The sequence below is a fragment of the Actinomadura livida genome (assembly GCF_014648675.1).
Classification (GTDB): Bacteria; Actinomycetota; Actinomycetes; order Streptosporangiales; family Streptosporangiaceae; genus Spirillospora; species Spirillospora livida.
Genome location: NZ_BMRO01000014.1, coordinates 94,811 through 121,645, shown reverse-complemented (window position 1 = coordinate 121,645; position 26,835 = coordinate 94,811). Strand labels below are relative to the sequence as shown.

The 26,835-nt window shown below is 70.9% G+C and carries 24 protein-coding genes; 14 read left to right on the top strand and 10 right to left on the bottom strand.

Going from position 1 to position 26,835, the window contains the following annotated elements:
- Positions 1–194: 194 nt before the first annotated feature.
- Positions 195–1,661, top strand: a complete 1,467-nt coding sequence (locus IEZ03_RS29560) for a CCA tRNA nucleotidyltransferase (RefSeq protein WP_184890162.1) — start codon at positions 195–197, stop codon at positions 1,659–1,661.
- Positions 1,658–2,971, top strand: coding sequence for an adenosylmethionine--8-amino-7-oxononanoate transaminase (gene bioA / locus IEZ03_RS29555; protein WP_184890161.1), 1,314 nt, complete (start codon positions 1,658–1,660; stop codon positions 2,969–2,971). The genes IEZ03_RS29560 and bioA overlap by 4 nt, the downstream gene beginning before the upstream one ends.
- Positions 2,972–2,981: 10 nt before the next feature.
- Here bioA and IEZ03_RS29550 read toward each other — a convergent pair whose 3' ends face one another.
- The 4 genes from IEZ03_RS29550 to IEZ03_RS29535 all read right to left on the bottom strand — a co-directional run bounded on the left by IEZ03_RS29550 (position 2,982) and on the right by IEZ03_RS29535 (position 8,415).
- Positions 2,982–4,292 carry an MFS transporter gene (locus IEZ03_RS29550; RefSeq protein WP_184890160.1) on the bottom strand — a complete coding sequence of 437 codons (1,311 nt, stop codon included), beginning with the start codon at positions 4,290–4,292 and terminating at the stop codon, positions 2,982–2,984.
- Between the two features lie 374 nt (positions 4,293–4,666).
- Entirely contained in the window at positions 4,667–6,433 is a 1,767-nt protein-coding gene (locus tag IEZ03_RS29545) for an ABC transporter substrate-binding protein (protein WP_229808664.1), read from the bottom strand.
- 190 nt (positions 6,434–6,623) lie between these two features.
- Complete coding sequence (locus IEZ03_RS29540; protein WP_184890159.1) at positions 6,624–7,703, bottom strand: inositol-3-phosphate synthase; 1,080 nt, start codon at positions 7,701–7,703, stop codon at positions 6,624–6,626.
- 64 nt (positions 7,704–7,767) lie between these two features.
- Positions 7,768–8,415 carry a PadR family transcriptional regulator gene (locus tag IEZ03_RS29535; protein ID WP_184890158.1) on the bottom strand — a complete coding sequence of 216 codons (648 nt, stop codon included), beginning with the start codon at positions 8,413–8,415 and terminating at the stop codon, positions 7,768–7,770.
- Between the two features lie 165 nt (positions 8,416–8,580).
- Here IEZ03_RS29535 and IEZ03_RS29530 point away from each other — a divergent pair, with 165 nt between their 5' ends.
- The 4 genes from IEZ03_RS29530 to IEZ03_RS29510 all read left to right on the top strand — a co-directional run bounded on the left by IEZ03_RS29530 (position 8,581) and on the right by IEZ03_RS29510 (position 17,329).
- A complete protein-coding gene (locus IEZ03_RS29530) occupies positions 8,581–8,958 on the top strand; it encodes a DUF5318 family protein (RefSeq protein ID WP_132048688.1) in 378 nt (125 codons plus the stop codon).
- Between the two features lie 1,239 nt (positions 8,959–10,197).
- Positions 10,198–12,828 (top strand): transglycosylase domain-containing protein, encoded by a 2,631-nt coding sequence (locus IEZ03_RS29520; RefSeq protein ID WP_221480950.1) that lies wholly within the window; start codon positions 10,198–10,200, stop codon positions 12,826–12,828.
- A gap of 729 nt (positions 12,829–13,557) precedes the next feature.
- Positions 13,558–15,747 (top strand): transglycosylase domain-containing protein, encoded by a 2,190-nt coding sequence (locus tag IEZ03_RS29515; RefSeq protein ID WP_229808663.1) that lies wholly within the window; start codon positions 13,558–13,560, stop codon positions 15,745–15,747.
- A 121-nt stretch (positions 15,748–15,868) separates the two neighbouring features.
- Positions 15,869–17,329: a glycosyltransferase family 87 protein gene (locus tag IEZ03_RS29510; RefSeq protein ID WP_229808662.1), complete on the top strand. Its 1,461-nt coding sequence runs from the start codon at positions 15,869–15,871 to the stop codon at positions 17,327–17,329.
- A 7-nt stretch (positions 17,330–17,336) separates the two neighbouring features.
- On the opposite strand, the gene IEZ03_RS29505 is transcribed toward IEZ03_RS29510, so the two are convergent.
- Positions 17,337–18,278, bottom strand: a complete 942-nt coding sequence (locus IEZ03_RS29505; protein ID WP_184890156.1) for a MerR family transcriptional regulator — start codon at positions 18,276–18,278, stop codon at positions 17,337–17,339.
- 82 nt (positions 18,279–18,360) lie between these two features.
- Here IEZ03_RS29505 and IEZ03_RS29500 point away from each other — a divergent pair, with 82 nt between their 5' ends.
- Positions 18,361–19,302 (top strand): phosphotransferase family protein, encoded by a 942-nt coding sequence (locus IEZ03_RS29500; protein WP_184890155.1) that lies wholly within the window; start codon positions 18,361–18,363, stop codon positions 19,300–19,302.
- Positions 19,303–19,455: 153 nt separating this feature from the next.
- On the top strand, positions 19,456–19,923 hold the full coding sequence (locus IEZ03_RS29495) for a barstar family protein (protein WP_184890154.1): 468 nt from the start codon (positions 19,456–19,458) through the stop codon (positions 19,921–19,923).
- Between the two features lie 24 nt (positions 19,924–19,947).
- Here IEZ03_RS29495 and IEZ03_RS29490 read toward each other — a convergent pair whose 3' ends face one another.
- From IEZ03_RS29490 to IEZ03_RS29480, 3 genes are all read right to left on the bottom strand, one after another.
- Entirely contained in the window at positions 19,948–20,322 is a 375-nt protein-coding gene (locus IEZ03_RS29490; RefSeq protein ID WP_184890153.1) for a DUF4190 domain-containing protein, read from the bottom strand.
- A 205-nt stretch (positions 20,323–20,527) separates the two neighbouring features.
- Complete coding sequence (locus IEZ03_RS29485; protein WP_184890152.1) at positions 20,528–21,295, bottom strand: deoxyribonuclease IV; 768 nt, start codon at positions 21,293–21,295, stop codon at positions 20,528–20,530.
- Between the two features lie 90 nt (positions 21,296–21,385).
- Entirely contained in the window at positions 21,386–21,691 is a 306-nt protein-coding gene (locus IEZ03_RS29480; RefSeq protein ID WP_184890151.1) for a hypothetical protein, read from the bottom strand.
- A gap of 217 nt (positions 21,692–21,908) precedes the next feature.
- On the opposite strand from IEZ03_RS29480, the gene IEZ03_RS29475 reads away from it, so the two are divergent.
- From IEZ03_RS29475 to IEZ03_RS29450, 6 genes are all read left to right on the top strand, one after another.
- Positions 21,909–22,076 (top strand): hypothetical protein, encoded by a 168-nt coding sequence (locus IEZ03_RS29475; protein WP_184891035.1) that lies wholly within the window; start codon positions 21,909–21,911, stop codon positions 22,074–22,076.
- Between the two features lie 173 nt (positions 22,077–22,249).
- Positions 22,250–22,540 carry a 30S ribosomal protein S6 gene (rpsF, locus tag IEZ03_RS29470; protein ID WP_131954080.1) on the top strand — a complete coding sequence of 97 codons (291 nt, stop codon included), beginning with the start codon at positions 22,250–22,252 and terminating at the stop codon, positions 22,538–22,540.
- Positions 22,541–22,577: 37 nt separating this feature from the next.
- Positions 22,578–23,138: a single-stranded DNA-binding protein gene (locus tag IEZ03_RS29465; RefSeq protein ID WP_184890150.1), complete on the top strand. Its 561-nt coding sequence runs from the start codon at positions 22,578–22,580 to the stop codon at positions 23,136–23,138.
- 75 nt (positions 23,139–23,213) lie between these two features.
- Positions 23,214–23,450 carry a 30S ribosomal protein S18 gene (gene rpsR / locus IEZ03_RS29460; RefSeq protein WP_019631633.1) on the top strand — a complete coding sequence of 79 codons (237 nt, stop codon included), beginning with the start codon at positions 23,214–23,216 and terminating at the stop codon, positions 23,448–23,450.
- Between the two features lie 16 nt (positions 23,451–23,466).
- A complete protein-coding gene (rplI, locus tag IEZ03_RS29455; protein WP_184890149.1) occupies positions 23,467–23,913 on the top strand; it encodes a 50S ribosomal protein L9 in 447 nt (148 codons plus the stop codon).
- 311 nt (positions 23,914–24,224) lie between these two features.
- Positions 24,225–25,040 carry a peptidoglycan recognition protein family protein gene (locus tag IEZ03_RS29450; protein WP_373293694.1) on the top strand — a complete coding sequence of 272 codons (816 nt, stop codon included), beginning with the start codon at positions 24,225–24,227 and terminating at the stop codon, positions 25,038–25,040.
- Between the two features lie 10 nt (positions 25,041–25,050).
- On the opposite strand, the gene IEZ03_RS29445 is transcribed toward IEZ03_RS29450, so the two are convergent.
- Positions 25,051–25,239, bottom strand: coding sequence for a hypothetical protein (locus IEZ03_RS29445; protein WP_052357975.1), 189 nt, complete (start codon positions 25,237–25,239; stop codon positions 25,051–25,053).
- Between the two features lie 55 nt (positions 25,240–25,294).
- Complete coding sequence (locus tag IEZ03_RS29440; RefSeq protein ID WP_184890148.1) at positions 25,295–26,620, bottom strand: MATE family efflux transporter; 1,326 nt, start codon at positions 26,618–26,620, stop codon at positions 25,295–25,297.
- Positions 26,621–26,835 lie beyond the last annotated feature (215 nt).

Genomic DNA, 26,835 nt, shown 5'->3' with positions numbered 1-26,835 from the left:
GTGTCCCGCTACCGTTGTCGTGCGGAGGGCTCACCGGCGGTCGCGATGGCGTCATCGGGGTGTCCAGAACGTAACCCGGGGATCGCGGCATGTGAAGGGTCCCGTCCTCCTTCGGCCCCGCAAGGATTCGCGCGCGGGCCCCGCCGATCATCGGAAAGTCCTTTGTCAGCCCGTCTCGCAAGGAAATACGCTTGATGGCCGTGCCCAACCAGAACGTGACACCCGAGTCCTCGCGGCGTACCGCGATCGCCGAGCTGCTGCGCCGGATCGCGCCCGTCGCCGACGATCTCGGGGCCCGGTTCGCGGCGGCCGGTCACGAGCTGGCCCTGGTCGGCGGTCCCGTCCGGGACGCGCTGCTCCGCCGTCCGACCAAGGACGTCGACCTCACCACCGACGCCCCGCCCGAGCGCACCCTGGAGATCATCCGCGGCTGGGCGGACGCGCACTGGACGATCGGCATCGAGTTCGGCACCGTCGGCCTCCGCAAGGACGGCGTCGAGCTGGAGATCACCACCTACCGCAGCGAGTCCTACGACCCGAAGTCGCGCAAGCCCGTCGTGTCGTACGGGACGTCACTGGTGGAGGATCTGCGCCGGCGCGACTTCGCGGTCAACGCCATGGCGGCGCGGCTGCCCGGGCACGAGTTCGTCGACCCCTTCGGCGGGCTCACCGACCTGCGGGACAAGGTCCTGCGGACGCCCGGCAAGCCCGAGGACTCGTTCGGCGACGACCCGCTGCGGATGATGCGCGCCGCCCGCTTCGCCTCGCAGCTCGGCTTCACGGTCGCCCCGGACGTCGTCCGCGCCATGACGGACATGTCCGCCCGCATCGAGATCGTCTCCGCCGAGCGGGTCCGGGACGAGCTGTCGAAGCTCGTCTGCGGAAAGTACCCGCGGCAGGGGCTGGCGCTCCTCGTGGACACCGGCCTCGCCGCGCACGTCCTGCCCGAGCTGCCGAAGCTGCGGCTGGAGATCGACGAGCACCACCGGCACAAGGACGTCTACGAGCACTCGCTGATCGTCCTTGAGCAGGCCATCGCGCAGGAGGAGGACGGTCCCGACCTCATCCTGCGGCTCGCGGCGCTCCTGCACGACATCGGCAAGCCGCGCACCCGGCGTTTCGAGCCGGGCGGGCGGGTCTCGTTCCACCACCACGAGGTCGTCGGCGCGAAGATGACCCGCAAGCGGCTGACCGCGCTGCGCTACCCCAAGGACGTCGTCGCCGACGTGTCCCGGCTGGTGGAGCTGCACCTGCGGTTCCACGGATACGGCACCGGCGAGTGGACCGACTCGGCCGTCCGGCGGTACGTCCGCGACGCCGGGCCGCTGCTGTCCCGGCTGCACAAGCTGACCCGGGCCGACTGCACCACGCGCAACAGGCGCAAAGCCGAGCGGCTGCGGCGCACCTACGACGACCTCGAGTCCCGCATCGAGCGGCTGGCGCAGGAGGAGGAGCTGGCCGCGATCCGTCCCGAGATCGACGGGAACGAGATCCAGGAGATCCTCGGGATCAAGCCGGGGCCGCTCGTCGGCAAGGCGTACCGGTTCCTGCTCGACCTCCGCCTCGACCGCGGCATGATCGGCAAGGACGCCGCGGCGGAGGAGCTGCGCCGCTGGGCCGCCGCCGAGGGCATCGTCCCGGCGGAGGGGTCCGGGGAATGATCCCGCTGCAGCTCGGGCGGATGAGCCCGCGGGAGACCGAGCGGATGCTGGAGTTCGACCGGGAGCACATCTGGCACCCGTACGCGCCGATGCCCGCGCCGGCGCCCGCGCTTCCCGTCGTCTCCGCGTCGGGGGTGCGGCTGACGCTGGCGGACGGCACCGAGCTGATCGACGGGATGTCGTCGTGGTGGGCGGCCGTGCACGGCTACAACCACCCGAAGCTGAACGCGGCCGTCACCGGGCAGCTCGGCAAGATGGCGCACGTGATGTTCGGCGGGCTCACGCACCCGCCCGCCGTCCGGCTCGCCGAGCGGCTCGTCGAGATCACCCCGGAGCCGCTGACGAAGGTGTTCTTCGCCGACTCCGGGTCCGTGGCCGTCGAGGTCGCGATCAAGATGGCGCTGCAGTACTGGCGGTCGCAGGGGCGTCCCGAGCGGCACCGGCTGCTCACCGTCCGCGGCGGCTACCACGGCGACACGTTCGGCGACATGGCCGTCTGCGACCCGGTCAACGGGATGCACCACCTGTTCCGGGACGTCCTGGCGGAGCACGTGTTCGCGCCGGCTCCCCCGCTCGGCTACTCGGCGGACCCCGAGCAGGCGTACCTGGACGAGGTGTCCCGGCTCGCCGCCGAGCACGCGGGCGAGCTCGCCGGGATCATCGTGGAGCCGATCGTCCAGGGCGCGGGAGGCATGCGCTTCTACGCGCCCGAGTACCTGCGCCACCTCCGCGACGTCGCCGACGAGCACGGCGTCCTGCTCGTCGTGGACGAGATCGCGACCGGTTTCGGCCGGACGGGCGAGCTGTGGGGCTGCGACCACGCCGAGGTCGTCCCCGACATCATGTGCCTCGGCAAGGCGCTGACCGGCGGCTACCTGACCATGGCCGCCACGCTGTGCACCGACCGGGTCGCCCACGGCATCACGTCGGGGGAGGCCGGCGCCCTCATGCACGGCCCGACCTACATGGCCAACCCGCTGGCCGCCGCCGTCGCGTCCGCGTCCATCGACCTGCTGCTGTCGCGCGACTGGCGGGACGAGGTCGACGCCATCGAGGCGATCCTCACGGCCGAACTGCACGACGCGGCGGACTTCCCCGGTGTCGCCGACGTCCGCGTCCTCGGCGCGATCGGGGTCGTCGAGGCGCGGGAGCCGGTGGACGTCGCGTCCGCGCAGGAGGTCGCCATGGCGCACGGCGTCTGGCTCCGCCCGTTCGGCAAGCTGGTCTACACGATGCCGCCGTACGTCTGCACGGAGGACGAGGTCCTGCACATCGCCGCCGCGCTGCACGCCATCGCCGAATCCCTGTGAACGGACCGCGTCAGCGGAGTGCCCGCGCGGGCCTGCGCGTGGTGACCGACCAGTAGAAGACCGCGCCGACGGCGTACGCGGCGACCACCGCGAGAAGGGTGCCGCCGGCGCGTCCGTCCACCGGCAGCCATGTCGCGGCCGCCGCGGCTGCACCGGCGAACACCGCGTTGAAGAGCATGTCGTAGACGGCGAACACCCGGCCCCGGTAGGCGTCCTCGACCCCCTCCTGCAGCGTCGTGTCGACGCACAGCTTCACGCCCTGCGACACGACGCCCAACGCGAAGGCGGCCGCCGCCCAGGGACCTTCGGCGAACGGCATGCCCAGCGCCAGCAGGCTCACCGCCGCCGCGGCGAACAGCACCGCCACCCACGCCCGCTTGCCGATGCGCCGCACCACCGCCGGCGTGATGAGGGCCGCGGCGAAGAACCCGGCGCCGGACACGCCCAGCATCAGCGCGAACGTCTCCAGCCCCTCGTCGGGGTCATCGGCGAAGTGGTTCCGGCACAGCAGCAGCGTCATGATCAGCACGACGCCGTACAGGAAGCGGTGGAAGGAGATCGCGCCGAGCGCCAGGGCCGCCTCCGGTCGGCGCCGGAGGTGCCGCGCGCCGTCGACCAGGCCGTCCAGGACGACGCGGAGCGCCTCGACGAGCCGCGGCGCGTCCGGCTGCACGGGCCCTGACACGGGGGCCTCGGCCGGGTGCGGCCCGAGCAGCCGTTTCGGCAGCAGCGTCGCGATCGAGCCCGCCACCAGGAACAGCCCGGCCGCCGCCACGAGGATCAGCGCCGTCCCGACGTCCCCCGCCCCGAACACCTGCCGCAGCAGGTAACCGACCCCTGCCCCGACGAACGCGACGACCGTCCCGGACGTGACGGAGAAGGCGTTCGCCGTCACCAGCTGGTCGCGCCGGACCACGTGGGGGAGCGCCGCCGACAGCGACGCGAGGAAGAACCGGTTCACGCCCAGGACGACGAGGACCCCGAGGAAGAAGACGGTCCCGTCCTGCCCCGCCGCGACCAGCGCCGCGACGAGCAGCACCAGCACGGCCCGCAGCACCGGCGTCCACACGAGGATCTGCCGCCGCCGCCACCGGTCGATGAACACCCCGACGAACGGCCCGAGCGCCGAGTACGGCAGCAACGTCACCGCGAACGCCGCCGCCGCCTTCGCCGCGGTCGTCTGCCGCTCCGGCGAGAAGAACACGTACCCCGCGAGCGCCACCTGGAAGACCCCATCGGTCAACTGCGACGCGAGCCGCGTGCCATAAAGCCGCCGAAAATCCCGCCCCCGCAGAATCTCCCGCAACTCACCCGACCGCACCAGGTCACCCTATGCCGCCCCCACCACAACAAGACACCACCCACCCCACCAAACCACCCGGCAGCATCCCCCGCCAGCGCCGGGCTTGCGGTGGGATTGCGACGACCTCAGCCACCGCCGCAACCCCGCAACAACCTCGATGCCTGCGATCGCGTCCGAAGGCAGGTTTCGAGCCTGCGAGAAACCTGATCGCGCAGCGAGCCCCTGGGCGAGCCGGAGCGATGCAGCGATCGCGCGCATTGCCCGCCGAAGGGAAGGCGCTCCAGCGCCTGACCGCCAAGGGCGATGCAGTAAGCACAGCAGCGATCGCGCGCATTGCCCGTTGAAGGAAGGCGCTCTAGCGCCTGCCGCCGAGGGCGATGCAAAGGACACTGCTAAAGCCAGATTCTTGTGTAGTCGTAGCTGGCGGTGGTGGGGAGGAAGTAGGCGCCGTGGACTCGGGATGAGTGGAAGATCGTGTGGGAGCGGCTGAGCAGGGGGATGATCGCGGCGTCTTCCATGATCTTCTGGTCGGCCTGCTGCCAGTAGCCGGCGGCGTGCGCGGGTTCGGGGGCGGTGAGGGCCGCGTCGATGAGGGCGTTGACCTCGGGGTTGTTGTAGCCGCCGTAGTTGGTGGAGTTCTGGCCGTAGCCGCGGCCGTCGAAGAGGGGCTGGATGATGGAGCGGCCGTTGTTGCCGTACCAGTCGGGGGTCCAGCCGGGGGCGGCGATGTCCCACTTGCCGGTGCGGGCGTTCGCGGGGGTGGAGATCGTCCCGGCGTAGAAGGAGCCGCCGGAGTCGGCGGTGAGTTCGGTCTTCACGCCGCAGGCGTCGAGGTTCTCGGCGATGGACTGGGCGATGAGCTTGTGGATGCTGTTGGTGCGGTACGGGAACTTCAGCGTGAGGCCGCGGTGGCCGGTCTTGCCGAGCAGCTCGCGGCACTTGGCGGGGTCGCCGGACTCGCCGTGCGTCGGGTACCGGTTCGCGGGGGTGTAGCCGGAGTTGCCGGGCGGGATCACCGTGTGCAGCGGCTGGGCCACCGCCGGGCCGCCCACGATCTTGATGAGGGCGCTGCGGTCCACGGCGTACTGGAGCGCCTGGCGGACCTCGCGCTTGCCGAGCGCGCCGCCGTTGTTCGGGCTGAGCGTGTTGAACACGAGGTACGGGCTGTTGCTCGGGGTCTCCCTGATCGCGAACCGCGGGTCGTCGCGGAGGCGGGGGATCGCGGACGTCGGGACGGGCTGGTCCCACGCGAGGTCGGCGGCGTCCTGCTCGATCTGCTGCTGGACGGTCTCCGGCGAGTCCTGCCCGAGGGTGATCTGGATCTTCTCCACGTGCCGCTCGCGCAGCGGGTCGCTCTCCTGCCGCCAGACCGGGTTGTGGGTGAGCAGGTAGGACATGCCCGGCTTGTACTCGCTGATCTGGTACGGGCCGTTCGACAGCGTGTTCTGCCGGAATTCCGCCGAGTCCGGGACGTACCTGTCGTACTCCTCGGGCGCGGCGGCGGTGAACGGCAGCGCGAGCAGGTTGAGGAAGTCGCTCGCGGGCTGCTTCAACTCGAACACCAGCGTCCGGTCGTCCTTGGCGCGGACGCCCTCGATCTCGTGGGACCGCTGGTAGGCGGCCATCGCCCCGGCGTTCCTGGCGTCGACGGCGGTGTAGCCGTCGCAGAACTCCTCCATGCCCTTGAGCGTGGAGATGAAGTACCCCTTGCCGGCGGACGGGGACGCCGGGTTGCACAGCCGCTTGAAGCCGCGGACGAAGTCCTGCGCGGTCACCGGGCGCGGCGGCTCGGTGTTCCACCGGACGCCCTCGCGCAGCCGAACCGTGTACGTGCGGCGGTTCTTGCCGATGTCGCCGTTCTCGCGGGTCGGGAGCCGCTCGGCGATGTCGGGCCGGACGGGGATCGTCTCCTGGAAGTCGTTGGACGCGCGCGTCCCGAGCAGCGTGCGCGCGAACGTGCGGGACAGTCCGTAGGCGCCGACGCTCGCCACGGCCGAGGGGTCGAGGTGCCCGACGTCGGACGAGCCGATGACGCGCAGCGTGCCGCCGTCGCGGGGGCTGCCCGCCGCGGAGGCGTCGTCACCTCCCCCGGCGCACCCCGTGAGCCCGAGCGCGAGCACCGTGAGCCCCACCGTCACCTTGCACATCTCGCGTGCCATCACGTTCTCACCTCGAAGACTCGGAACCTGGCGCGCAGTCACCGGCGGTGTCACATTAGGGCCGGAGGGTGACAAGGGGCCGGTACATCACCGTTTTCTCTACAGAAGTAAGGACGCCCTGACAGTGGATGTCCACTGTCAGGGCGTCCCTTGGGAACTTTGTGATCAGACTCTCAGCCGGAGGCCGCGGTCAGCGCTCGACGTCGCCGCGGATGAACGCCTCCACGGCCTCGTGGGCCTGGTCGTCGGTGTACTGCTCGGGCGGCGACTTCATGAAGTAGGAGCTGGCCGACAGGATCGGGCCGCCGATGCCGCGGTCCTTCGCGATCTTCGCGGCGCGCACCGCGTCGATGATGACGCCCGCGGAGTTCGGGGAGTCCCAGACCTCGAGCTTGTACTCCAGGTTGAGGGGCGTGTCGCCGAACGACTTGCCCTCCAGCCGGACGTAGGCCCACTTGCGGTCGTCCAGCCACGGCACGTGGTCGGACGGGCCGATGTGCACGTCGGCCTTCGCCATCTCGTGCGGGATCTGCGAGGTCACCGACTGCGTCTTGGAGATCTTCTTGGACTGGAGGCGCTTGCGCTCCAGCATGTTCATGAAGTCCATGTTGCCGCCGAAGTTGAGCTGGTACGTGCGCAGCAGCTCGACCCCGCGCTCCTCGAACAGGCGGGCCATGACGCGGTGCGTGATGGTCGCGCCGACCTGCGACTTGATGTCGTCGCCCACGATGGGGACGCCGGCGTCGGTGAACTTCTGGGCCCACTCGGGGTCGCTGGCGATGAACACCGGGAGGGCGTTCACGAACGCGACCTTGGCGTCGAGGGCGGCCTGGGCGTAGAAGCGGTCGGCCGCCTCGGAGCCCACCGGCAGGTAGGACACGAGGACGTCGACCTCGGCGTCCTTCAGCGCCTGCACCACGTCGACCGGCTCGGCGTCCGACTCGTCGACCATGTCCAGGTAGTACTCGCCGAGGCCGTCGAGGGTCGGGCCGCGCTGCACGGTCACACCGGTCGGGGGGACGTCGGCGAACTTGATCGTGTTGTTCTCGCTGGCGTGGATGGCCTCGGACAGGTCCATCCCGACCTTCTTGGCGTCCACGTCGAACGCCGCGACGAACTCGACGTCACCCACGTGGTAGTCGCCGAACTGCACGTGCATCAGGCCGGGGACTCGTGTCTCGGGGGACGCGTCCTTGTAGAACTCGACACCCTGGACGAGCGAAGAGGCGCAGTTGCCCACACCCACGATGGCTACGCGGACCGAACCCATCCGGTTGCTCCTTCTCTCTTGCGGAACATGTGGTGTTTCTTCACCCGACCCCGGTGCCGCCGATTCAGCGGTCGTGATCCCGAGGCATGTCCTGTGCGGTGGTTTCTGAAGACCTGTCTTGCTTTTCCTGCTCGGCCTGCTGCTCGGCCTGCTCCTGCTCGGCACGCTCGCGTCCGATGAGCTCGTTCAGCCACCTGACCTCGCGTTCGACGGACTCCAGCCCGTGGTTCTGCAGTTCCAGGGTGTAGGAGTCGACCCTCTCGCGAGTGCGCGCGAGTGCCGCGCGGAATGCCTCCAGGCGTTCCTCCAGCCGGCTGCGCCGGCCTTCGAGGATCCGCAGCCGGACGTCGGCGCGGGTGTGCGAGAAGAAGGCGAACCGGACGCCGAACCCCTCGTCCTCCCACGATGCCGGACCGGCCTCGGTCAGCAGCTCCTGGAGGCGCTCCTTGCCATCGGCGGTGAGCTTGTAAACAATCTTCGAGCGGCGGCTCTGCAGCGCCAGTGCCGTGTGCTCCTCCGGACGGTCCTCCATGATCAGCCCGTTCGTCAGGAGCTGCTTGAGGCACGGATAGAGGGAGCCGTAGGAGAAGGCGCGGAACATGCCGAGCACGACGTTGAGCCGCTTGCGGAGCTCGTAGCCGTGCATCGGGGACTCGTGCAGGAGGCCGAGCACGGCGAGCTCCAGCACGCCCGCGCCCTTCTTGGCCGCCATCCGGACCCCTTCAGCAGAGCCGATGTATCGATTCGATGTATCGAGCCAATGTATCGGCGCGATACATCGACAAGATACGTAGCGCGGACCGTCCTGGCAAGTGGGGATCTGTCCGGGCGCACCCGGCGCCGCTTACCCTGCCGGTATGCGGTGCCGGAGCCGACGATGAGACCGAGGCTGGTCGTCGACTACGGCCTCGCGAAGCGGGCGGTCCTCGCCGAGCTGAGGTCAGGGTCGCTGACCAGGGACGACGCGTGCGACGCCCAGCCCTACCTCCTGCGCGCGGCCAAGTACCACGGCGAACCCACCGGCGAGCGGTGTCCCGTCTGCCGGCATGAACCCCTCACCCATGTGACCTACGTATACGGGGACGAGCTGGGTCGCTACGCGGGACGCGTCAAGGCCACCGCCGAACTGGCCGAGCTCGACCGCGAATACGGAGAATTCAGGGTGTATGTGGTGGAAGTGTGTCAAAGTTGCGCATGGAACCACCTGGCGATGTCGTACGTCCTCGGCCATGGGGAGCAGGGCCCCGAACGGTAGCAAGCAGAGGAGGATCCACCGGCCGCAGCGTTCGGCGAGGGCGTTGACCAGCCAGGACGTAACATCGCCGTGCACACGCTCCCCCCGCTCACCAGCCCGCACAGTACTCTTCGGACGGCGCACGAGTCGTTCCAAAGCTGGGGAGCGATCCCCGGCCCTTGGCAACAACCAGCTGTCCCCTGTTGATGAGGTCGCGTGAGTAATCCAAGCCAGCCCCGACCGGAACCCGGGTCGCAGAGGCCGGGCGGGCAGCAGGTCCCCCGTCCCGGCGACTCCGGCGACCCCGCTTCTCCGGGCGCCCCCCGCGAATCCGCTCCGGGCGTCCCCGGCGCGGCGGACGGCCCCGGCGCCCAGGCGGCGCCGGCCGGACCGCCGGACAACGTCCAGAGCCCCGGCTTCATGAGCGGCCACGCCGTCCCCGGCGGCGGCAGCCTGTCCGGCGGCGGCGCGCCGGGCGGTTCCGCGGGGCACGGCGGCTCCGGTGCCGGTGGCGGATCGAATGACCCGCTGAGCGGCGGGTTCCCGCCGCCGAGCGGCTCCGGTGCGCACCGGGCTTCCGGCCCGGCAGGCGGCCTGCCGGGCGGCTCGGGTGGACCGGGTGGCGAGGGCTTCTCCGGCGGCTCCGGATCGTACGGCGCGTCCGGCATGGCCGGTGGCGGGCCGGGTCAGCCCGGTGGTCTGCCCGGTGGTTCGGCTTCGCCCGGTGGCTCTGGCGCCGCGCTGAGCGGTTCCGGGGCGCCTGGAAGCGGATCGGGCGGGCTGGGCGGTCCCGGAATGGGCGGCGGCACGAGCGGCGGCGGTATGTCCAGCGGCCAGGGCGGTGTGCCGGGTGGCCAGGGCGGCGCTGCGCCGGGCGGGAATCCGTCCGGCGGGTACGGGATGTCGGGCGGTGCCGGTGGTGCGGGTCGGCCGTCGGGTGGCGGCGGCTCGCTCGGTGACGCCGGGGCGCCGCCGACGGCTCCCGGTCCCGCGATCCCCTCGGGTGCGAGCGCGCCCGGCGGTGGCCTGCCCGGTGGCTCCGGTTCGCCGGGTGGTTCGTTCGGCGGTTCGGGTGCGCCGCCGACCGCGCCCGGTCCCGCCGTCCGTGCGGACGGCGGTCCGTCCAGTGGATACGGTCCGCCCGCGGGCTTCGGTGCGCAGGGTGCCCCGGGCGGCCCCGGAAGGGGAATGCCCGGCGGTCCAGGTGGTCCAGGTGGTCCAGGCGGCCCGGGCGGGCCTGGTGTGCCCGGTGGGCCCGGCATGGGCGGTGCGGCCGGTGCCGGGATGGCCGCGGGTGCCGGGTTCGGGACGGCGGCGAAGCCCGGCGTCAAGGACAAGCTCGGCGAGCTCCAGAAGGTCGGCCAGGACCTCGGCGCCAAGGTCACCTCGGCGTTCAAGAGCAAGGGCGTCCGGGCCGCCCACCGCTCCGGCGGCCCCGGCGGCCCCGGCGGGCCCCCTGGCCCCGGTGGGCCCGGCGGTCCCGGCGGGCCGATGGGGCCTGGCGGCCCGAGAGGCCCCGGGGGTCCGGGCGGGCCGGGCGGACCGGCCGGGCCGGCCGGGCCGGCCGGGCCGGGGCAGAAGAAGTCCGGGATCCTCGGGCAGCTGCGGTCCCGGGAGACGGGATGGCGGCGGTTCCTGCCGTCCTGGAAGCTCGTCGCCGGCCTTTCCGGGCTCGGCATCGCCGCGTTCGTCACGCTGATCTGGGTCGCGTACTCGAACACCCCCACGCCTGCGGAGCCGACGGTGGCGGGCGTCGAGGACCAGGCGTCGATCTTCTACTACACCAACGGCAAGGAGATCGGCCGGATCGGGAAGAAGCGGCAGAGCGTCGAACTCGACAAGATCCCGCCGCACGTCCGGAACGCGGTGCTGGCGGCGGAGAACCGCAGCTTCTACAGCGACCCGGGCTTCTCGGTGAAGGGCACCACGCGGGCCGTGTGGGACAACCTCACCGGCGGGTCCGGCGGCGGGTCCACGATCACGCAGCAGCTCGCGAAGAACCACTACTCCGACCCGAACAACCGGACGATGAGCCGGAAGTTCAAAGAGCTGTTCATCTCGATGAAGCTCGAGGACAAGCACAGCAAGGACGAGATCCTCAAGCTGTACCTGAACACGATCTACTTCGGCCGCAACACCTACGGCATCCAGGCCGCGTCCCGCGAGTACTTCGGCAAGGACGTGTGGAAGCTCAACCAGGACGAGGCGGCCATCCTCGGCGGCATCATCCAGAACCCCAACCGCGACCCCGAGGCGAAGGCGCACCAGGCGTGGGCGAAGGCCCGCTACGAGTACACGCTGAACGGCCTGGTCTCGATGGGCAAGCTGAGCCAGGGCGAGGCCGACAAGCTGATCCAGCAGGGCCTGCCGAAGCTGAAGAGCGCGAACGCCGGTGACCAGCTGTACGGCGGGCAGCGCGGCTACATGCTGATGCGCGCCAAGGAGGAGCTCCGCCGGCAGGGGATCGACGAGCAGGAGCTGACGACCAAGGGCCTGCGCGTCTACACCACCTTCAACGAGAAGCGGATGGAGATGGCGCGGCGGGCGGCCGAGAAGACCGTCTCGCAGGTGAACCCGAAGCGGCTCGCGAAGAAGAAGATCCGCGTCGGGCTGGTGTCGGTGAACACCGCGAACGGCGAGGTCGTGGCGTTCTACGGCGGGCCGGGCTACCTGGACCAGGAGTTCAACAACGTGTGGCAGGGCTCCGCGCAGGGGGGCTCGGCGATGAAGCCGTACGTGCTGGCGACGGCCCTCAAGCAGAACTACAGCCTGAAGAGCACCCTCGAGGGGATCTCGAAGACGCCGATCGGCCCGGACGGCACGGTCGTGTCGAAGGACGACCCGAACGCGGTGATCGTCCCGAACAGCCACGACGTCGGCACCCCGGTCGACATGATCACGGCGACGAAGGACTCGGTGAACACCGCGTTCATCCAGCTGATGGGCAAGGTCGGCATCGAAGAGGTGGTCAAGACCGAGACCGACGCCGGGATCGCGTCCGACCTGCTCGACCCGCACAAGTGCTGCCTGAACCTCGCGCTGGGCGTCAACAACATCCGGCCGATCGAGCAGGCGGCGGGCTACGCGACGTTCGCCAACGGCGGCGTCTACTACCAGCCGCACGTGATCCGCCAGGTCCGGGAGTCCGACAACAAGACGGTCCGGCTGAAGCCGAAGTTCGAGAAGCGCCGGGTCTTCGACGGGAAGGTCGCCGCGGACGCCACGTACGCGATGCAGCAGGTCGTCCGGGGCGGCACCGCGACGGCGGCGGCACTGCCGGACCGCCCGGCGGCCGGCAAGACCGGCACCACCGACCGGAACGTCGCGACCTGGTTCGTCGGCTACACGCCGCAGGTCTCCACCGCGGTGACGATCTACAACGACGCCACGGGACCCGACGGGAAGAAGAAGTCGGTGGTTCTGCCCGGGATCGGCACGGTGGAGGGCGGTACGATCCCCGCCCGCATCTGGCGCTCCTACATGGTGAACGCGATGCAGGGGATGGAGGTCCAGCAGTTCCCGCCGCCGGCGTGGGGCGGGATCGTGCAGAAGTGGGCGAAGCCGCCGAAGAAGGAGCACCGCCGGCCGCCGTGGTGCGACGACCACCCGCTCGGCCGGTTCCACCCGCGCTGCCAGGGGGACGGCGACGACGGCGGCCGCGGTGACGGCGACCGGGGCGACAAGCCGCCGTGCCAGTCGCCGTTCGCGAACGGCAACTGCGACCCGAACAAGCCGCCGAGCAACCCGCCGCCCGAGTGGTGGTGCCAGCTCCACCAGGGCGACCCGGCGTGCCGCGGCAGACGGGGCGGGCGCAGCCTGCAACCCAGTTCAGGGGAACCGGGCACGGCGCATATCGCGCCGCTGCCGTTGTTGACGAGGCCGCCGGAATGAACCCCGGAGCCGTTGAGTCCGAACTCTCTTGTGGAGGCGGTGGTGTGACATGAAGCATGTTCGCGAATTGCCGCACGCCAGCGGGCGTGATCGAGTGCGTCCGGACGGCCGGGAGCCGCGAAGCCTTATGCCATCGGCCCCCGCGCCTCCTGCTCCGCAGTACTCTCGGACGACGCACAGCCGTACCCCAGTCGATGAGGTCGCGTGAGTAACCCAAGCCGATACGGACCGGAACACGGAGATGGCCCCGGCCGGAGGGGAGCCCCCCGTCCCGGCGGTTCGGGCACGCCTGCCGGTGCGCCGCGTGGCGGACCGTCCGGCTCGCCCTCACCCGGCAAGGGCCCGCGCCCCGGTGGCAGGCCGAGCGGACGCGGCGGAGGGCCCGCGCGGGCCGGTGCCCCGGGCGGCGGCGGCCGGAGCGGCGGCGGCCGGCGGCGTGCCGGTACGCCCTCGGCGATGCGCTCGGGGCCTGGCGGACGTCCGGGACCACCCGGCGCACCGGGTGCCCCGGGTGGTCCCGCGGGCGCGGCGGGAGGCCGGGGCGGTCCCGGCAGACCGGGCGGGCCGGGCAGGCCCGGCGGCGGTGGCCGCGGTCCCGGCGGTCCGGGCGGCCCGGGTGGCCGCGGCGGTTCCGGGGGCGGCGGCTTCTGGGACGAGGAGGGCCGCGACAAGCGGTCGGACGATCCCGACAAGACCGGATGGAAGCGATACATACCTTCCTGGAAGGTCATGGTCGCCGTCGCCAGCGTGATGATCCTCGGGCTGGCGACGCTCGTCATCGTCGCGTACGCCAACACCCCGATCCCGACGGAGAAGCAGCAGGACGCGATACGCCAGGAGTCGGTGATCACGTACGCGGACGGCTCGCCGCTCGCGCGGATCGGCACGCACCGCGAGAACATCCCGCTGGACAAGGTGCCCAAGCACGTCCAGAACGCCGTCCTCGCGGCCGAGGACCGCGGCTTCTGGACCGAGCCGGGGATCTCGCCGACCGGTATCGCGGGCGCGATGTTCCGCGCGGTGACCGGCGGCGGCACCGCGGGCGCCTCGACGATCACGCAGCAGATGGCCCGGAACTACTACGCGGGCCTCAGCCAGGAGCGCACGGTCAGCCGCAAGCTCAAGGAGATCCTGATCTCCATCCGGCTCGGCAAGGAGATGGAGAAGGCGAAGGTACTGGAGCTGTACCTCAACACGGTGCCCTTCGGGCGCCGGTCGTACGGCATCCAGGCGGCCTCTCGCGCCTACTTCCACAAGCCGGTCACCGAGATCAACGAGTCCGAGGCGGCGATGCTCGCCGCGATGATCCAGCGGCCCGGCTACTTCGCCACCTACGGCCCGGCGTCCAACCCGGCCAAGCAGGCGCTGATCGACCGCTGGAACTACGTCCTCGACGGCATGGTCGAGCAGGGCTGGCTCGAGGAGGGCAAGCGCGCCGCGGCGAAGTTCCCGCAGACGGAGAAGAACTGGAGCGACGTCCCGGACGACCCGAACGCCGGCTACCTGGAGGCGCGGGTCCTGAGCGAGCTGAAGGCGCTCGGCATCAACGACCAGATGCTGGAGACCGGCGGCCTGCGGATCAAGACGACGTTCAACAAGCAGCTGCAGGACTACACCAACAAGGCCGTCAGGGAGATCCGCAAGGAGAACGGGCTGGGCAACGACATCCAGTTCGGGCTCGCCGCGATAGACCCCCGGACGGGCGGGGTGGTCGCCGCCTACGGCGGCCCCGACTTCCGCAAGCAGCAGTTCGACAACTCCTTCCAGGGCAAGGTGCAGCCGGGGTCGTCGTTCAAGCCGATCGTCCTGGCCACGGCCCTGGACCAGGGCATCAGCCTGAAGACCACGATGGACGGCAGCTACAAGCGGACGATCAACGGTGCGACGTTCACCAACGACAACCGCGCGGAGAACGGCATCTACAACCTCAAGCAGATGACGGCGATGTCCATCAACACGTCGTACGTCGAGCTCGGGCAGAAGGTGCAGCTGTCCAACGTCATCGAGATGGCGAAGAAGATGGGCGTCCCCGCCGACACCCCGTCCCTCGACCCGACCTTCACGTCGCTGCCGCTCGGCGTCATCGACACCACGCCGGTGACCATGGCGTCGGTCTACTCGACCTTCGCCGCGAAGGGCGTGCACCGCGACGCCCACGTGATCGCCAAGGTCACCGACAACCAGGGCAACCCGATCACGAACGAGAAGGGCGAGGTCCTGGAGAAGCTGCCCTGGGAGAAGCCGACGCGCGCCTTCTCCGAGGGGGTCGCGGCGGACGCGACGTCGGCGATGGAGGCGGTCGTCAAGTCCGGCGGTACCGGTACGCGGGCGAACCTCGGCGGCCGCCCGGTCGCAGGCAAGACCGGGACGACGGACGAGAACAAGTCGGCCTGGTTCGTCGGCTACACGCCCGAGATCGCGACGGCGTCGGCGATGTGGCGCCAGGACAAGAAGGGGAACCGCCTGTCCCTGATCGGCGTGGGCAACTACAGCCAGGTCTACGGTGGTACGGTCCCCGCCGACCTGTTCAAGAAGTTCATGACGAAGGCCCTCGAGGGCAAGGAGATCAAGCCGTTCCCGCCCCCGGTCAACGCCGGTGAGATCGCCCCGTGGGCGAAGGCGCGGCCGACGCCGACCCCGACGAGTACGCCGAGCCCGACGAACACGCCGGACTGCCGGCCGGGCCGGCCGAACCAGCCGCCGGACTGCCGGCCGACCTCGCCGTCGTCGCCGAGCCCGTCGATCACCCCGCCCAGCCAGGGGCAGCCCTGCAACCGGCTGGGCATGCCGGTCGGCTGCAACCCGGACATCCCACCCGACGGCGACCGGAGCTGGTGGTGCGCGCAACCGCAGCACCGCGACCATCCCGTCTGCCGGGGGGTTGACGATCCGCCCGACGCCCCCGACGGCAGCAACTAGGGGAGGCCGGGACGCGTTTCCCGGCAGTCCGTGAACGGCCCGGAGCCTGGCGGCTCCGGGCCGTTGCGTATCGCCGGTGCGCCGCCCGGAGCGGACCCGGCGGCCAATAGTCTTGCTGTCCATGTCGTCGTCTTCTGAAGGGATCGCGATGTCCGCCGCCGACACCGAAATCGACGGGGCGGACGAATCGCCGTCCCGCCGGCACGGGCCGCTGACGCCGTTCGCGCCGGTGCTGACGGGCCTCACCGCCCTGGTGTGCCTGCTCGGCTGGCTGCAGAAGCGGCCGTGCGCGTCGGCGAACTTCGACTTCATCAAGACGACGACGAACGGCTGCTACACCGACATCTACCCGCTGTACTACGTGCGCGGGCTCAGCGACGGGAAGATCCCGTACTTCGACTCGTTCGCCGGGACCGACATCCACTACGTGGAGTACCCGGTCCTGGCCGGCGCCCTCATGCAACTGGTCGCGTGGCTGGTGCAGCCGTTCGGCATGGACGCCCGCGGCATGGCGTTCTACAACGTGACCGCGCTGCTGCTGGCCGTCTTCGCGGTCGTCGCCGTCCTCGCGACGGCGTACGTGGCGGGGCGGCGGTCGCTGCGCGCCGGGCTGATGGTGGCGCTGTCCCCCGCCCTGCTGCTCACCGCGTACATCAACTGGGACCTGCTCGCGGTGGCGCTGACCGCGCTGGCCCTGGCCGCCTGGTCGGCGCGCCGCCCCGCGCTCGCGGGCGCGCTGCTCGGGCTCGCGATCGCGGCGAAGTTCTACCCGCTGCTGTTCCTCGGCCCGCTGGTCCTGTTGTGCGTGCGCGCCGGGCAGTGGCGCGCCATGGGACGGCTCCTCGCCGGCACCGCCGGGGCGTGGCTGCTCGTCAACCTGCCGGTGATGGTGTTCGCGTGGGACGGGTGGAAGGAGTTCTACACCTTCAGCCAGGGCCGCGGCATCGACTGGGGGTCGATCTTCTTCTTCCTGCAGGAGCACGGGCTGGACAAGGCGGCGTCCGACACCGATCTGCTGAACCTCCTCGGGACGGGAACGTTCCTCGTCCTCGCCGCGGGGATCGCCGTCCTCGCGCTGGCCGCGCCGCGCCGCCCGCGCCTGCCGCAGCTGATGTTCCTCGTGCTCGTCGCGTTCATGCTGCCGAACAAGGTCTGGTCGCCGCAGTTCGTGCTGTGGCTGCTCCCCCTGGCCGTGCTGGCCCGCCCGAAGCTCCCCGCCTTCGTGGCCTGGCAGATCGGCGAGGTCGTCTACTTCTTCGGCATCTGGTGGTTCCTGCTGTCGGTCTCCGCCCAGACCGCGGGCGCGGACCTCTCGGGCACCCTGTCGGCGGTGCTGAGCTTCGACGCGCCGGAGGGCGGCATCGACCAGGGCGTCTACCACCTGGCGCTGCTCGCGCGATTCGTGACCGTCCTGGCGCTGGCGGCCCTGGTGGTGCGGGACATCCTGCGGCCGTCCGGCGACGCGGTCAGATCGGACGGGACGGACGACCCGGCCGGCGGCGTCCTCGACGAGGCGGAGGACGCGGTCTCGCTGGGACGCTGGCGCGACCGTCGCCGCACCAGCGTCCCCGTGCCCTCCTAGCCGTCCGTTACGCGGGGGACTCGTGGCTGCGCAGGGCCTCGATGAGCCACTGGAACGACGGGGTCATCGCCGGCCACGCCTCCCAGCCGTTGATGACGGCGAGGAGCTGCCAGTACCGCTCCGCGCGCGGGTCGGTGCCGATCTCGGTCCGCTCGCGCAGGTCGCGCCGGAACTCGGGGCCGTCGGCGGCGCCGTAGGCGTCCGCGTAGGCGGCCGCCACCTCGTCGACGATGGGACGGGCCGCGTCCGAACCGGGCTCGATGCCGTCCGCGATGGCCGCCGAGATCTTCTCCCCCGTGAGCTGCCCGAGCCGCGCCGGGTCGTCGGGGTAGGAGCCCCGCCCGAGCTCCGCGGCCTGGGCCTCGGCCATCCGCCGCACCGTGGCCCGGAAGTCGGGGTCGCCGACCAGTTCGGCCAGCTCCACCCACGCGTCGACCTGCTCGGGCTCGGGGTCGTCGGGCAGCTCCGGCAGCGCGGACCGCATCCGCTCCTCGAAGGCGGGGTCCACCGCGAGTCCGGCGAACGACTCGTCGATGAAGTCGGTGATGATGCGCCGCCGCTCCTCGTCGGAGAGCCGGGCGAGCTTGTGCATGAGTTCGATCTCCTCGGGACTGGATGCTCGTTTGGCGACCGCCCGCAGCACCGCCCGGCGCAGCCGGAGCGTGCGGATCTGCACGTCCAGCGCCTCGGCGTGCGCCGCCGCGACCTCCCCGACGCCGATCTCCCGGTCCAGCACCCGCCGGACCGTGCCGAGGTCCACGCCGAGGTCGCGCAGCGTACGCACCAGGTCGAGGCGCGCGACGGCCGCCACGTCGTACAGCCGGTAGCCGGCCGCGGTACGGGAGGTCGCCGGCACCACGCCCGCGTCGGAGTAGAACCGGATCGTCCGCACCGACAGCCCGGTGCGGCGCGCCAGTTCCCCGATCGTGTACTGGGTGTCGCCTGCCATGCCGTCCACCATGGGGTCTCCAGTCGCTAGAGACTCAAGCCCGCGCCATTATTGACCTTGCCCCGACCGGCCAGGAGTACAGATGACCAGGAACGTCACCCTCCCCGAAGACTGGGAGCCGAAGGTGCGAGCGGCGCTCGCCGGCGCCCGCCCCGACGTCGCGGGGTGCCCGCTGCGCCTCCTCGGCACGGGATACGAGAGCGTCGCACTGCTGCTCGACGCGGAGCAAGGGGCGGCGGGCGAGTCGTACGTCCTCCGCTTCCCGCGCAACGAGGACGGCGCCGAGGGCATCGCGCGCGAGGCCAGGCTGCTGCCCGAGCTCGCCGGGACGCTGGACCTGCCCATCCCCCGCTTCGCGTTCACCGCCCCGAACCCGCTCGGCCCCGGGTCGTTCTGCTGCTATCCGGCCGTCCCGGGGGAGTCGCTGGACGAGGACGACTGGCACGACCGCGGCCTACTGGACGAGCCCGGCCCCGTCCGCCAGATCGCGGACGTGATCGAGGCGATCCACGCGTTCCCCGTCGAGCGCGCCCGCGAGCTCGGCGTCCCCGAGGCGGACCTGCGCGCCGACTACACCGAGGAACTGGACCTCGTCCGTACCGAGGTGGCGCCGCTGCTGGCGCCGGAGGAAGGGCGCGAGCTGGTCGCGGCCTACGAGCGCTACCTCGCCGACGACGGCAACTTCGCGGACCCGCCCGCGCTGACGCACGCCGACTTCAGCCTGGACCACCTGCTGATCACCGGGACCCGGATCACCGGCCTGATCGACTTCGGGGACGTGCGGATCGGCGACCCCGACTACGACCTGTGCTACCTGTGGCCGGAGACGAACCGCTCCTTTATCCGCCGCCTCCAGGAGCACCGGGGCCGCCCGCTGGACGCCCGCCTGGAGGGCAAGCTGCGCTTCTGGGAACTGGCCGATCCGGTGAGCGACGTCCTCCACGGCATCGAGCACGGCATGGCGGACGTCCGCGAAGAGGGCATCGGCTACCTGAAGCCCCTGCTGGCTCCCGCTCGCTCCTGAAGAACCCGGGGGCCGGTGACGGTGGCGAAAGATGTGGCCGGAATCTGCCCATATCGGGGGATTTTGTGCGCGGGAGACGGGGATGATCGCGGCCGGTGGGGCTGACGCCCCCGGCCCCGGGAACGCGGGGAGCACGACCTCTCGGGAGATGACGTGGACGCGAACCGAGCACTGACCGCGCTGATCGAGGGACGGCTGGCACCCGGCGTCTACCAGTGGCGGACGCCGCCGGTGCCGGGCGCGATCGGCGACACGGGCTGGACCGGGCGCGCCGAGGAGGCGGGCCTGCGGGCCTTCCACCTCGACGGCCGCCGCGCCCGCGACAAGGAGTCGTTCCTGCGGCTGTGCTCTGAGGTCTTCGACATCCCCGGCCCGCCGCCCGGCGGCTGGGACGACCTCGGCGACGGCCTGGCCGACCTGTCATGGACACCCGCCAAGAGCGGCTACCTGGTGCTGTACGAGTCGTGGTCGGAACTCGCCGACGCCGACCAGCGGTCGCTCCGCGCCGTCCTGGACGTGTTCGCCCGCGCGATCAAGGCGTGGCGGGACACCTCCACCCCCATGACCGTGTTGATGTCGAGCGTCGGAGTGGAAGTCGCGGGCGTCCCCCGCCTCGCCTGAGCGGAGGCCGGCTGCTGAGTGGGGTCAGTACGTGCTGCCGCCGGTCTCGGCCGCGAACATCGCGAGGCCGAGCAGGTAGAGGAACCAGAAGATGATCCAGCCCGCCGAGACGATGTAGCCGAGGATGAGGCCGGCGACGGCCATCCCGTGGCCGCCCTCGCCCGTCCGCTTGATCTGGCTCTGCGCGACGTGCCCGAAGATGATCGCGAGGATGGACGTCAGTCCGCAGGCGACGAAGCCGATGAGACCGCACACCAGCGACGCGGTGGCCATGCCGTTCGTCGGCGCGCTGACCGGGGCCGAGGAGCCGTAGTAGTGGTGCTGCACGGCCGGTTGCTGCGAGTAGGCAGGCTGGCCGTAGGGGTCCTGCGGGCCGTAGCCGTAGGGGTCGTATGCCATGTGCTTCCCGATCGGTTCGCGCGCCCGCCGCCGCAGAGTTACGCGCGTGCGCTGAGGCTGGGTTCCGGATTATGCCAGTGTGGCGTGACCTTGGGGTTTTTGTCGTCCTGCTGGTCGAAGCGGGCTTATCTGGGTCTACGGGGGGTTAGATGTCGCGGCGCCGTCCCGGGTTCCCGTCCCCCGCGGACCTCCCGACTCTGCGTCGTCAGAGCTTGGAACGCAACCAGGAAATGTCTTCCGCTTGGCCCTCGGCAGGCGTTTCCACTACCACCGGCGCCCCCGCGGCACGCACAACGGCCAGGATCAGTTCGGGGTCGATCTTCCCGTTGCCCAGGTTGGCGTGCCGGTCGGCCCCCGACCCGAACGCGTCGCGGCTGTCGTTGCAGTGCACCAGGTCGATGCGGCCGGTAACGGCCTTGATCCGGTCGACGGCGTCCACGAGTTCCTCCCCCGCCGCGTGCGCGTGGCAGGTGTCGAGGCAGAAGCCGAGCTTGGACTCCAGCCCCGGAACTCCTGACAGCACCTCCCACAGCCGAGCGATCCGGTCGAACCTGCGCGCCATGGCGTTCCCGCCGCCGGCGGTGTTCTCGAGATAGACCGGGATGGGGCACTCGACCCGCTCGAACACCTTGCGCCAGTTCTCGAAGCCGGTCTCGGGGTCGTCGTCCTTCAGCACGTGGCCGCCGTGCACGATCAGCGCCTTCGCGCCGATGGACGCCGCCGCCTCCAGTTGCTGGTTGAGGTTCTTGCGGCTGGGGATGCGAATCCTGTTGTTGGACGTCGCCACATTGATCGTGTACGGGGCGTGCACATAGACGTCCACGCCGGAGCCCTCCAGCGCCTCGACGCCCTCCGGCAGTACCGGCTTCTTCCAGCCCTGCGGGTCGCCGAGGAAGAACTGGACGACGTCCGCGCCCACCGCGCGTGCGTTGTCGAGCGGGTTGGTCTGGTCGACATGGGCTCCGATGCGCATGCCACGAGACTAGCCCCGCCGTCCGACAGGATGGGCGGACGCCAGGGCGTGCGGCGGCGTGCGGCGGCGTGCGGCGACGGGGCCGCCGGGTCAGAGCGAGAAGCCGCCGTTGTTCAGCGCGAAGCTGAGGCCGAGGAAGGAGGCCACCATCCCGACGATGTTCAGCCAACGCTCGTTCGTCGTCGCGGAGATCATCTGGGAGTACAGGGCGAGCGGCAGGCCGATCAGGCCCGCGATGGCGCCGGGGAGGTGGGTCGCCTCGACCCAGCCCATGATGAGCGCGCCGATGCCGATCGTGATGGACGCGACCGCGAGCCAGTCCTGGAGCCGATGGGGTTCGGGCCTGCCCTCCCGGTCGATGGCCTGCCGACTGGTACCTGCCGCCTGCTCCGGCATCGGGACCCTCCTCAGCTTCTCGTCCCGCGCCAGGGACACGCGGTACGCGCGGGACCGGACGGACCATGCCCATGAAGAGATGCCCCGTCCGGGCGAGACCAATCGGCCGCGGGCGGCCGGAAAATGTCGGCGGGACCCGGTAGTGTCGAACATGGATTCGAGAAGACCGGCTCGGTCCGGCCCCCGGGGGGAAGCGGGGGAGAGCAGGAGGTGCACGATGGTGACGAAAGCGGAGCTCGGGCTCATCGGGGACGCGGAGCTCGTGGAGGAGCTGTCCCGGCTGACGACCCAGACCGCCCGCATGCGCGCCCAGATGGCCGACATCATGGCCGAGCTGGAGCGGCGGCGCTGCGCGAGGAACGTCCCTGCGGGGACGCGGCGCTGACGGTGCGCACGTCCGGAACCGGCTCGCACGCTGCCAACTGTTGGTAGCCTGTATCGGTCTCGCGGCAGGTGCGCCCGGCGATCCGGGTCCAGGCACCGCCGCGGCGGACGCAAGAGCCCTCCTGTCACGGAAAGACCGTGACCGCCTGAGTCCAGAGGAGGTAGGGACACAGCATGCGTCGTTACGAACTCATGACCATCCTCGACCCCGCCATCGACGAGCGCAACGCGGGCAGCGCGCTCGACCCGTTCCTGAAGGTCGTCAAGGACGGCGGCGGCAGTGTCGAGAAGGTCGACGTCTGGGGCCGCCGGCGCCTGGCGTACGACATCCAGAAGAAGTCCGAAGGCATCTACGCGGTGGTCGACCTGTCGGCTGAGCCTGCCACGGTCAAGGAGCTCGACCGGCAGCTCAACCTGAGCGAGTCGATCCTGCGTACCAAGGTCATCCGCCCCGAGGTCCACTGAGCCAGGCTCAGCCCTCTCACCAGCCGGAGCGAGCCCCATGGCAGGCGACACCGTAATCACGATGGTCGGGAACCTCGTCGAGGACCCGAATCTCCGCTTCACCCCGAGCGGCCAGGCGGTCGCGTCGTTCCGCCTCGCCTCGACCCCGCGGTTCTTCGACCGCCAGTCGGGCGAGTGGAAGGACGGCGAGGCCCTGTTCCTCACCTGCAACGTCTGGCGGCAGGCGGCCGAGAACGTGGCCGAGACCCTGCAGCGCGGCATGCGGGTGATCGTGCAGGGACGCCTCAAGCAGCGGTCCTACGAGACCCGCGAGGGTGAGAAGCGCACCGTCTTCGAGATCGAGGTCGACGAGGTCGGCCCGTCGCTGCGCAACGCCACCGCCAAGGTCAACAAGACCCAGCGGCAGGGTGGCGGTGGCGGCGGCTTCGGCGGCGGTGGCGGCGGCGGCCAGGGCGGCGGCGGTTTCGGCGGCGGCGGCCAGCAGGGCGGCGGCTTCGGCGGCGGCCAGCAAGGCGGCGGCGCCCCGGCCGACGACCCCTGGGCCACCGGCGGCGGCGGCGGTGGCGGCGGCGGATTCTCCGACGACCCGCCGTTCTGACCGGCCGTCCCGCACCAGCATCACCAATCAACGTCCATTCCCGCGTGAGCGGGGCTCTCCCAAAGGAGCACCACGATGGCGAAGCCACCTCCCCGCAAGCCGAAGAAGAAGGTTTGCGTTTTCTGCCAGGAGAAGATCTCCTACGTCGACTACAAGGACACGGGCCTGCTGCGGAAGTTCATCTCCGACCGCGGCAAGATCCGTGCCCGGCGGGTGACCGGCAACTGCACCCAGCACCAGCGGGACGTCGCCACGGCGATCAAGAACGCCCGCGAGATGGCGCTGCTGCCCTACACCAGCACCGCGCGCTGAGGCAGGGGGAACGAACATGAAGCTCATCCTGACCCAGCAGGTCTCCGGTCTCGGTGAACCCGGGGACATCATCGAGGTCCGCGACGGCTACGGCCGCAACTACCTCGTTCCCCGCGGCTTCGCCATCCGGTGGACTCGCGGCGCCGAGCGGGAGATCGAGTCGATCAAGAAGGCGCGTTCGGCCCGCGAGATCGCGACCGTCGAGCACGCCAAGGAGGTCGCCGACCGGCTGAAGGCGCTGCGGGTGACGCTGCGCACCCGCACCGGGACCGGCGGCCGGCTGTTCGGCGCCGTGACCGCCGCCGACATCGCCGAGGCGGTCCGCGCCGCCAACGGCCCCGACCTGGACCGCCGCCGCATCGAGATCGGCAACCCGATCAAGACGGTCGGCACCCACCGGGTCAGCGTCCGGCTCCACAGCGACGTCAACGCCACCATCGACGTCGACGTGGTCGAAGCCTGACCGACGTCCGCCGAACGACCCCCGCGCTCCACCGCGAGCGCGGGGGTCGTTTCGCGTCCGCCCCCGTGCATGGAGACGGAGACCTTCACCCAGTTACCGGACACGGCGCCCTCACTCAGCGTGACGTGGACGGGGGCCGGCGGTTCAGAAGTCGGCAATCTCTGCTGCAAGATCGGCTGACTTCCCGTTCAAGGCGGAGTAGTGCGTTCTGGGTTTCATGTGAAACGTCCCTGAATCGCCCTGTGTTTGGGTGATCAACTAGCGGCCATCACGTTCCGTAATCGGATCGAGTCGGAACGAAAGGGGTCGATGTGTTGCACGCGCATTCGGGGGAGGGCGCGGACGGCGGGCAACGGTGCGGCCCGCCGATCACACGCCGGGCGCTCATCGGCGGTGTCGTCGGGGCGGCGGGCCTCCTGACGGTGGGGGCGTCCATGCAGGACGGGGCCATGGCGAGCGAGCATCCGATGGGGCCGCGGGCGGCCGGTCTCCCGCCGTTCAGGGCGGACGCTCCCCAGGTGTACACGCGCGCCCAGTGGAACGCGCGGTCGCCCAAGCGCGCCGCCGAGATCCTCGATCGGCCGCCCGACCACATCGTCGTGCACCACACGGCCTCGGCGAACAGCAGGGACCGCTCGCTCGGCCACGCGTTCGACCTGTCCCGGCAGATCCAGAAGTGGCACATGGACGGGAACGGCTGGAACGACTCGGGCCAGCAGCTCACGATCAGCCGCGGCGGCATCGTGATGGAGGGGCGCAACCAGAGCCTGGCGGCCATCCGGGCGAGGAACCTGGCGGTGGGTGCGCACGTCCTGCACCACAACCAGCACACCATCGGGATCGAGAACGAGGGGACCTACACGGGCGCGAAGGTCCCGCGCCGGCTGTGGAACTCCCTTGTGGAGGTGTGCGCCTGGCTGTGCCTGGCGTACAACCTCGAACCCGCCGAGGCGATCGTCGGGCACCGCGACTACAACTCGACCTCCTGCCCCGGCGACGTCCTTTACGCCCGGCTGCCCGAACTGCGCAGGTCGGTCGCGGACCGGCTGAACGGCTCGGGCGGCGCGAAGGGTTCCGCCAGTGGGCTGGTGACGTCGATCCTGCCGTCCTTCGGTGGCATGGGCTGACCCGCGGGGCTCACGTCTCCGGGGTGGTGTAGCGGGTGCGGCGGCGGGCTATCTCGGGGTCGATGCCCTCGACCAGGGACCAGATGCCCGCGACGCGTTCCACCAGGGTCTCGGGCGGCAGCCCGGCGAGGCCCTCGGCCGCCAGGTCGTCGATCGCCTGCGTCAGCCGGGCCATCCGCTCGCCATGCGTGGAACACATGTTCGAATAGTAGCGAGTGTGGCCCGTGGTACGGGTGCGGTTCCGGGAAATCGGCTCAGCGGACGGCGCCGGTGACCATCCACCGGTCGCCGCGGGCGCGCAGGCCCAGGGTGACCAGGCGGGCCGCCATCCACAGGCCGATCGCCGTCCAGAGCCCGATGAGCCCGGCGTCCGCCCGGTAGGCGGCGATGGCGGCGGGCAGGAACACGATCGTCGCGAGCAGCGTCGTCACCGCGAGGTACGTGCCGTCGCCCGCGCCGATGAGGATGCCGTCCAGGACGAACACCACGCCCGCGACGGGCTGCAGCACCGCGACGATGAGCAGCGAGGCGAACAGCAGGTCGTGGACGCCGCCGTCCGAGGTGAACAGGGCGGGCAGCCACGGCCGGACCAGCAGGATCAGCAGCGCGAACACCACTCCGCTCACGATCCCCCACCACACCATCCGGCGCGTCACGGCCCGCGTGCCCGCGATGTCGGACGCGCCCAGGTACCGTCCGGTGATCGCCTGCCCGGCGATCGCGATGGCGTCGAGCGCGAACGCCAGCAGCGTCCACACCTGGAAGCCCACCTGGTAGGCGGCGATCTCCGCGTCCCCCATGCGGGCCGCGATCGACGTGCCCACGATCAGGACGACGCGCAGCGCCGCCGTCCGCAGCAGCAGCCCGAAGCCCGCCGTCGCCGCCGTCTTCAGCCCGGCGAGGTCGGGGTGCACTGGAGCCCCGTGCCGCCGCGCCGCCCGCAGGACGACCCACACGTAGACGGCGGCGCTCGCGGTCTGGGCCATGACGGTGCCCCAGGCCGAGCCCGCGATCCCCCAGTCCAGGACGAGGACGAACAGCACGCTGAGCACGAGGTTCAGCGAGAACCCGCCGATCGAGACGTACAGCGGCGTGCGGGTGTCCTGCAGGCCGCGCAGCACGCCCGTCCCGGCCAGGACCACCAGCATCGACGGGATGCCGAAGAGGCTCACGCCGAGGTAGGTCTCCGCGTAGGGGGCGACCGCCGGGGAGGCGCCGAACGCGTCCACGATCGCGGGGGTCAGCGGCCAGCCGACCATGATCAGCACGACGCCGATGGCGAGCGCGAGCCACATCCCGTCGATGCCCTGCCGGACCGCCGCCCGCATGTCCCCGGCGCCGATCTGCCTGGCCACCCCGGCCGTCGTCCCGTAGGCGAGGAAGACGCACAGGTAGACCAGGGTGGCCAGCGCCTGCCCGGCGACCCCGAGTCCGCCGAGCGGTTCGGTGCCCAGCCGGCCGACGATCGCCGAGTCCGTCAGCAGGAACAGCGGCTCGGCGACGAGCGCGCCGAAGGCCGGGACGGCGAGGCGCAGGATCTCGCGGTCATGCGCGGCCGAGGGGCGCCGGGAGGTCTTCACCGCGCCGAGGGTAGCAGCCCGGTAATCTTCCTAAACCACTTGGCACCTTACATCGGGCCGACCGGCCGACTTTCTTTTCCGCACACCCGGTGGATGAAGTTTTCGCAGCTCAGCGACCTGCTGCGCGATGTGCCCGCAATGAATCCACAAGGTTTTCCACAGGTCGTGCACAACCTGCGCGGCGTGTCTGCACAGGCATTCCACAACCTTGTCCA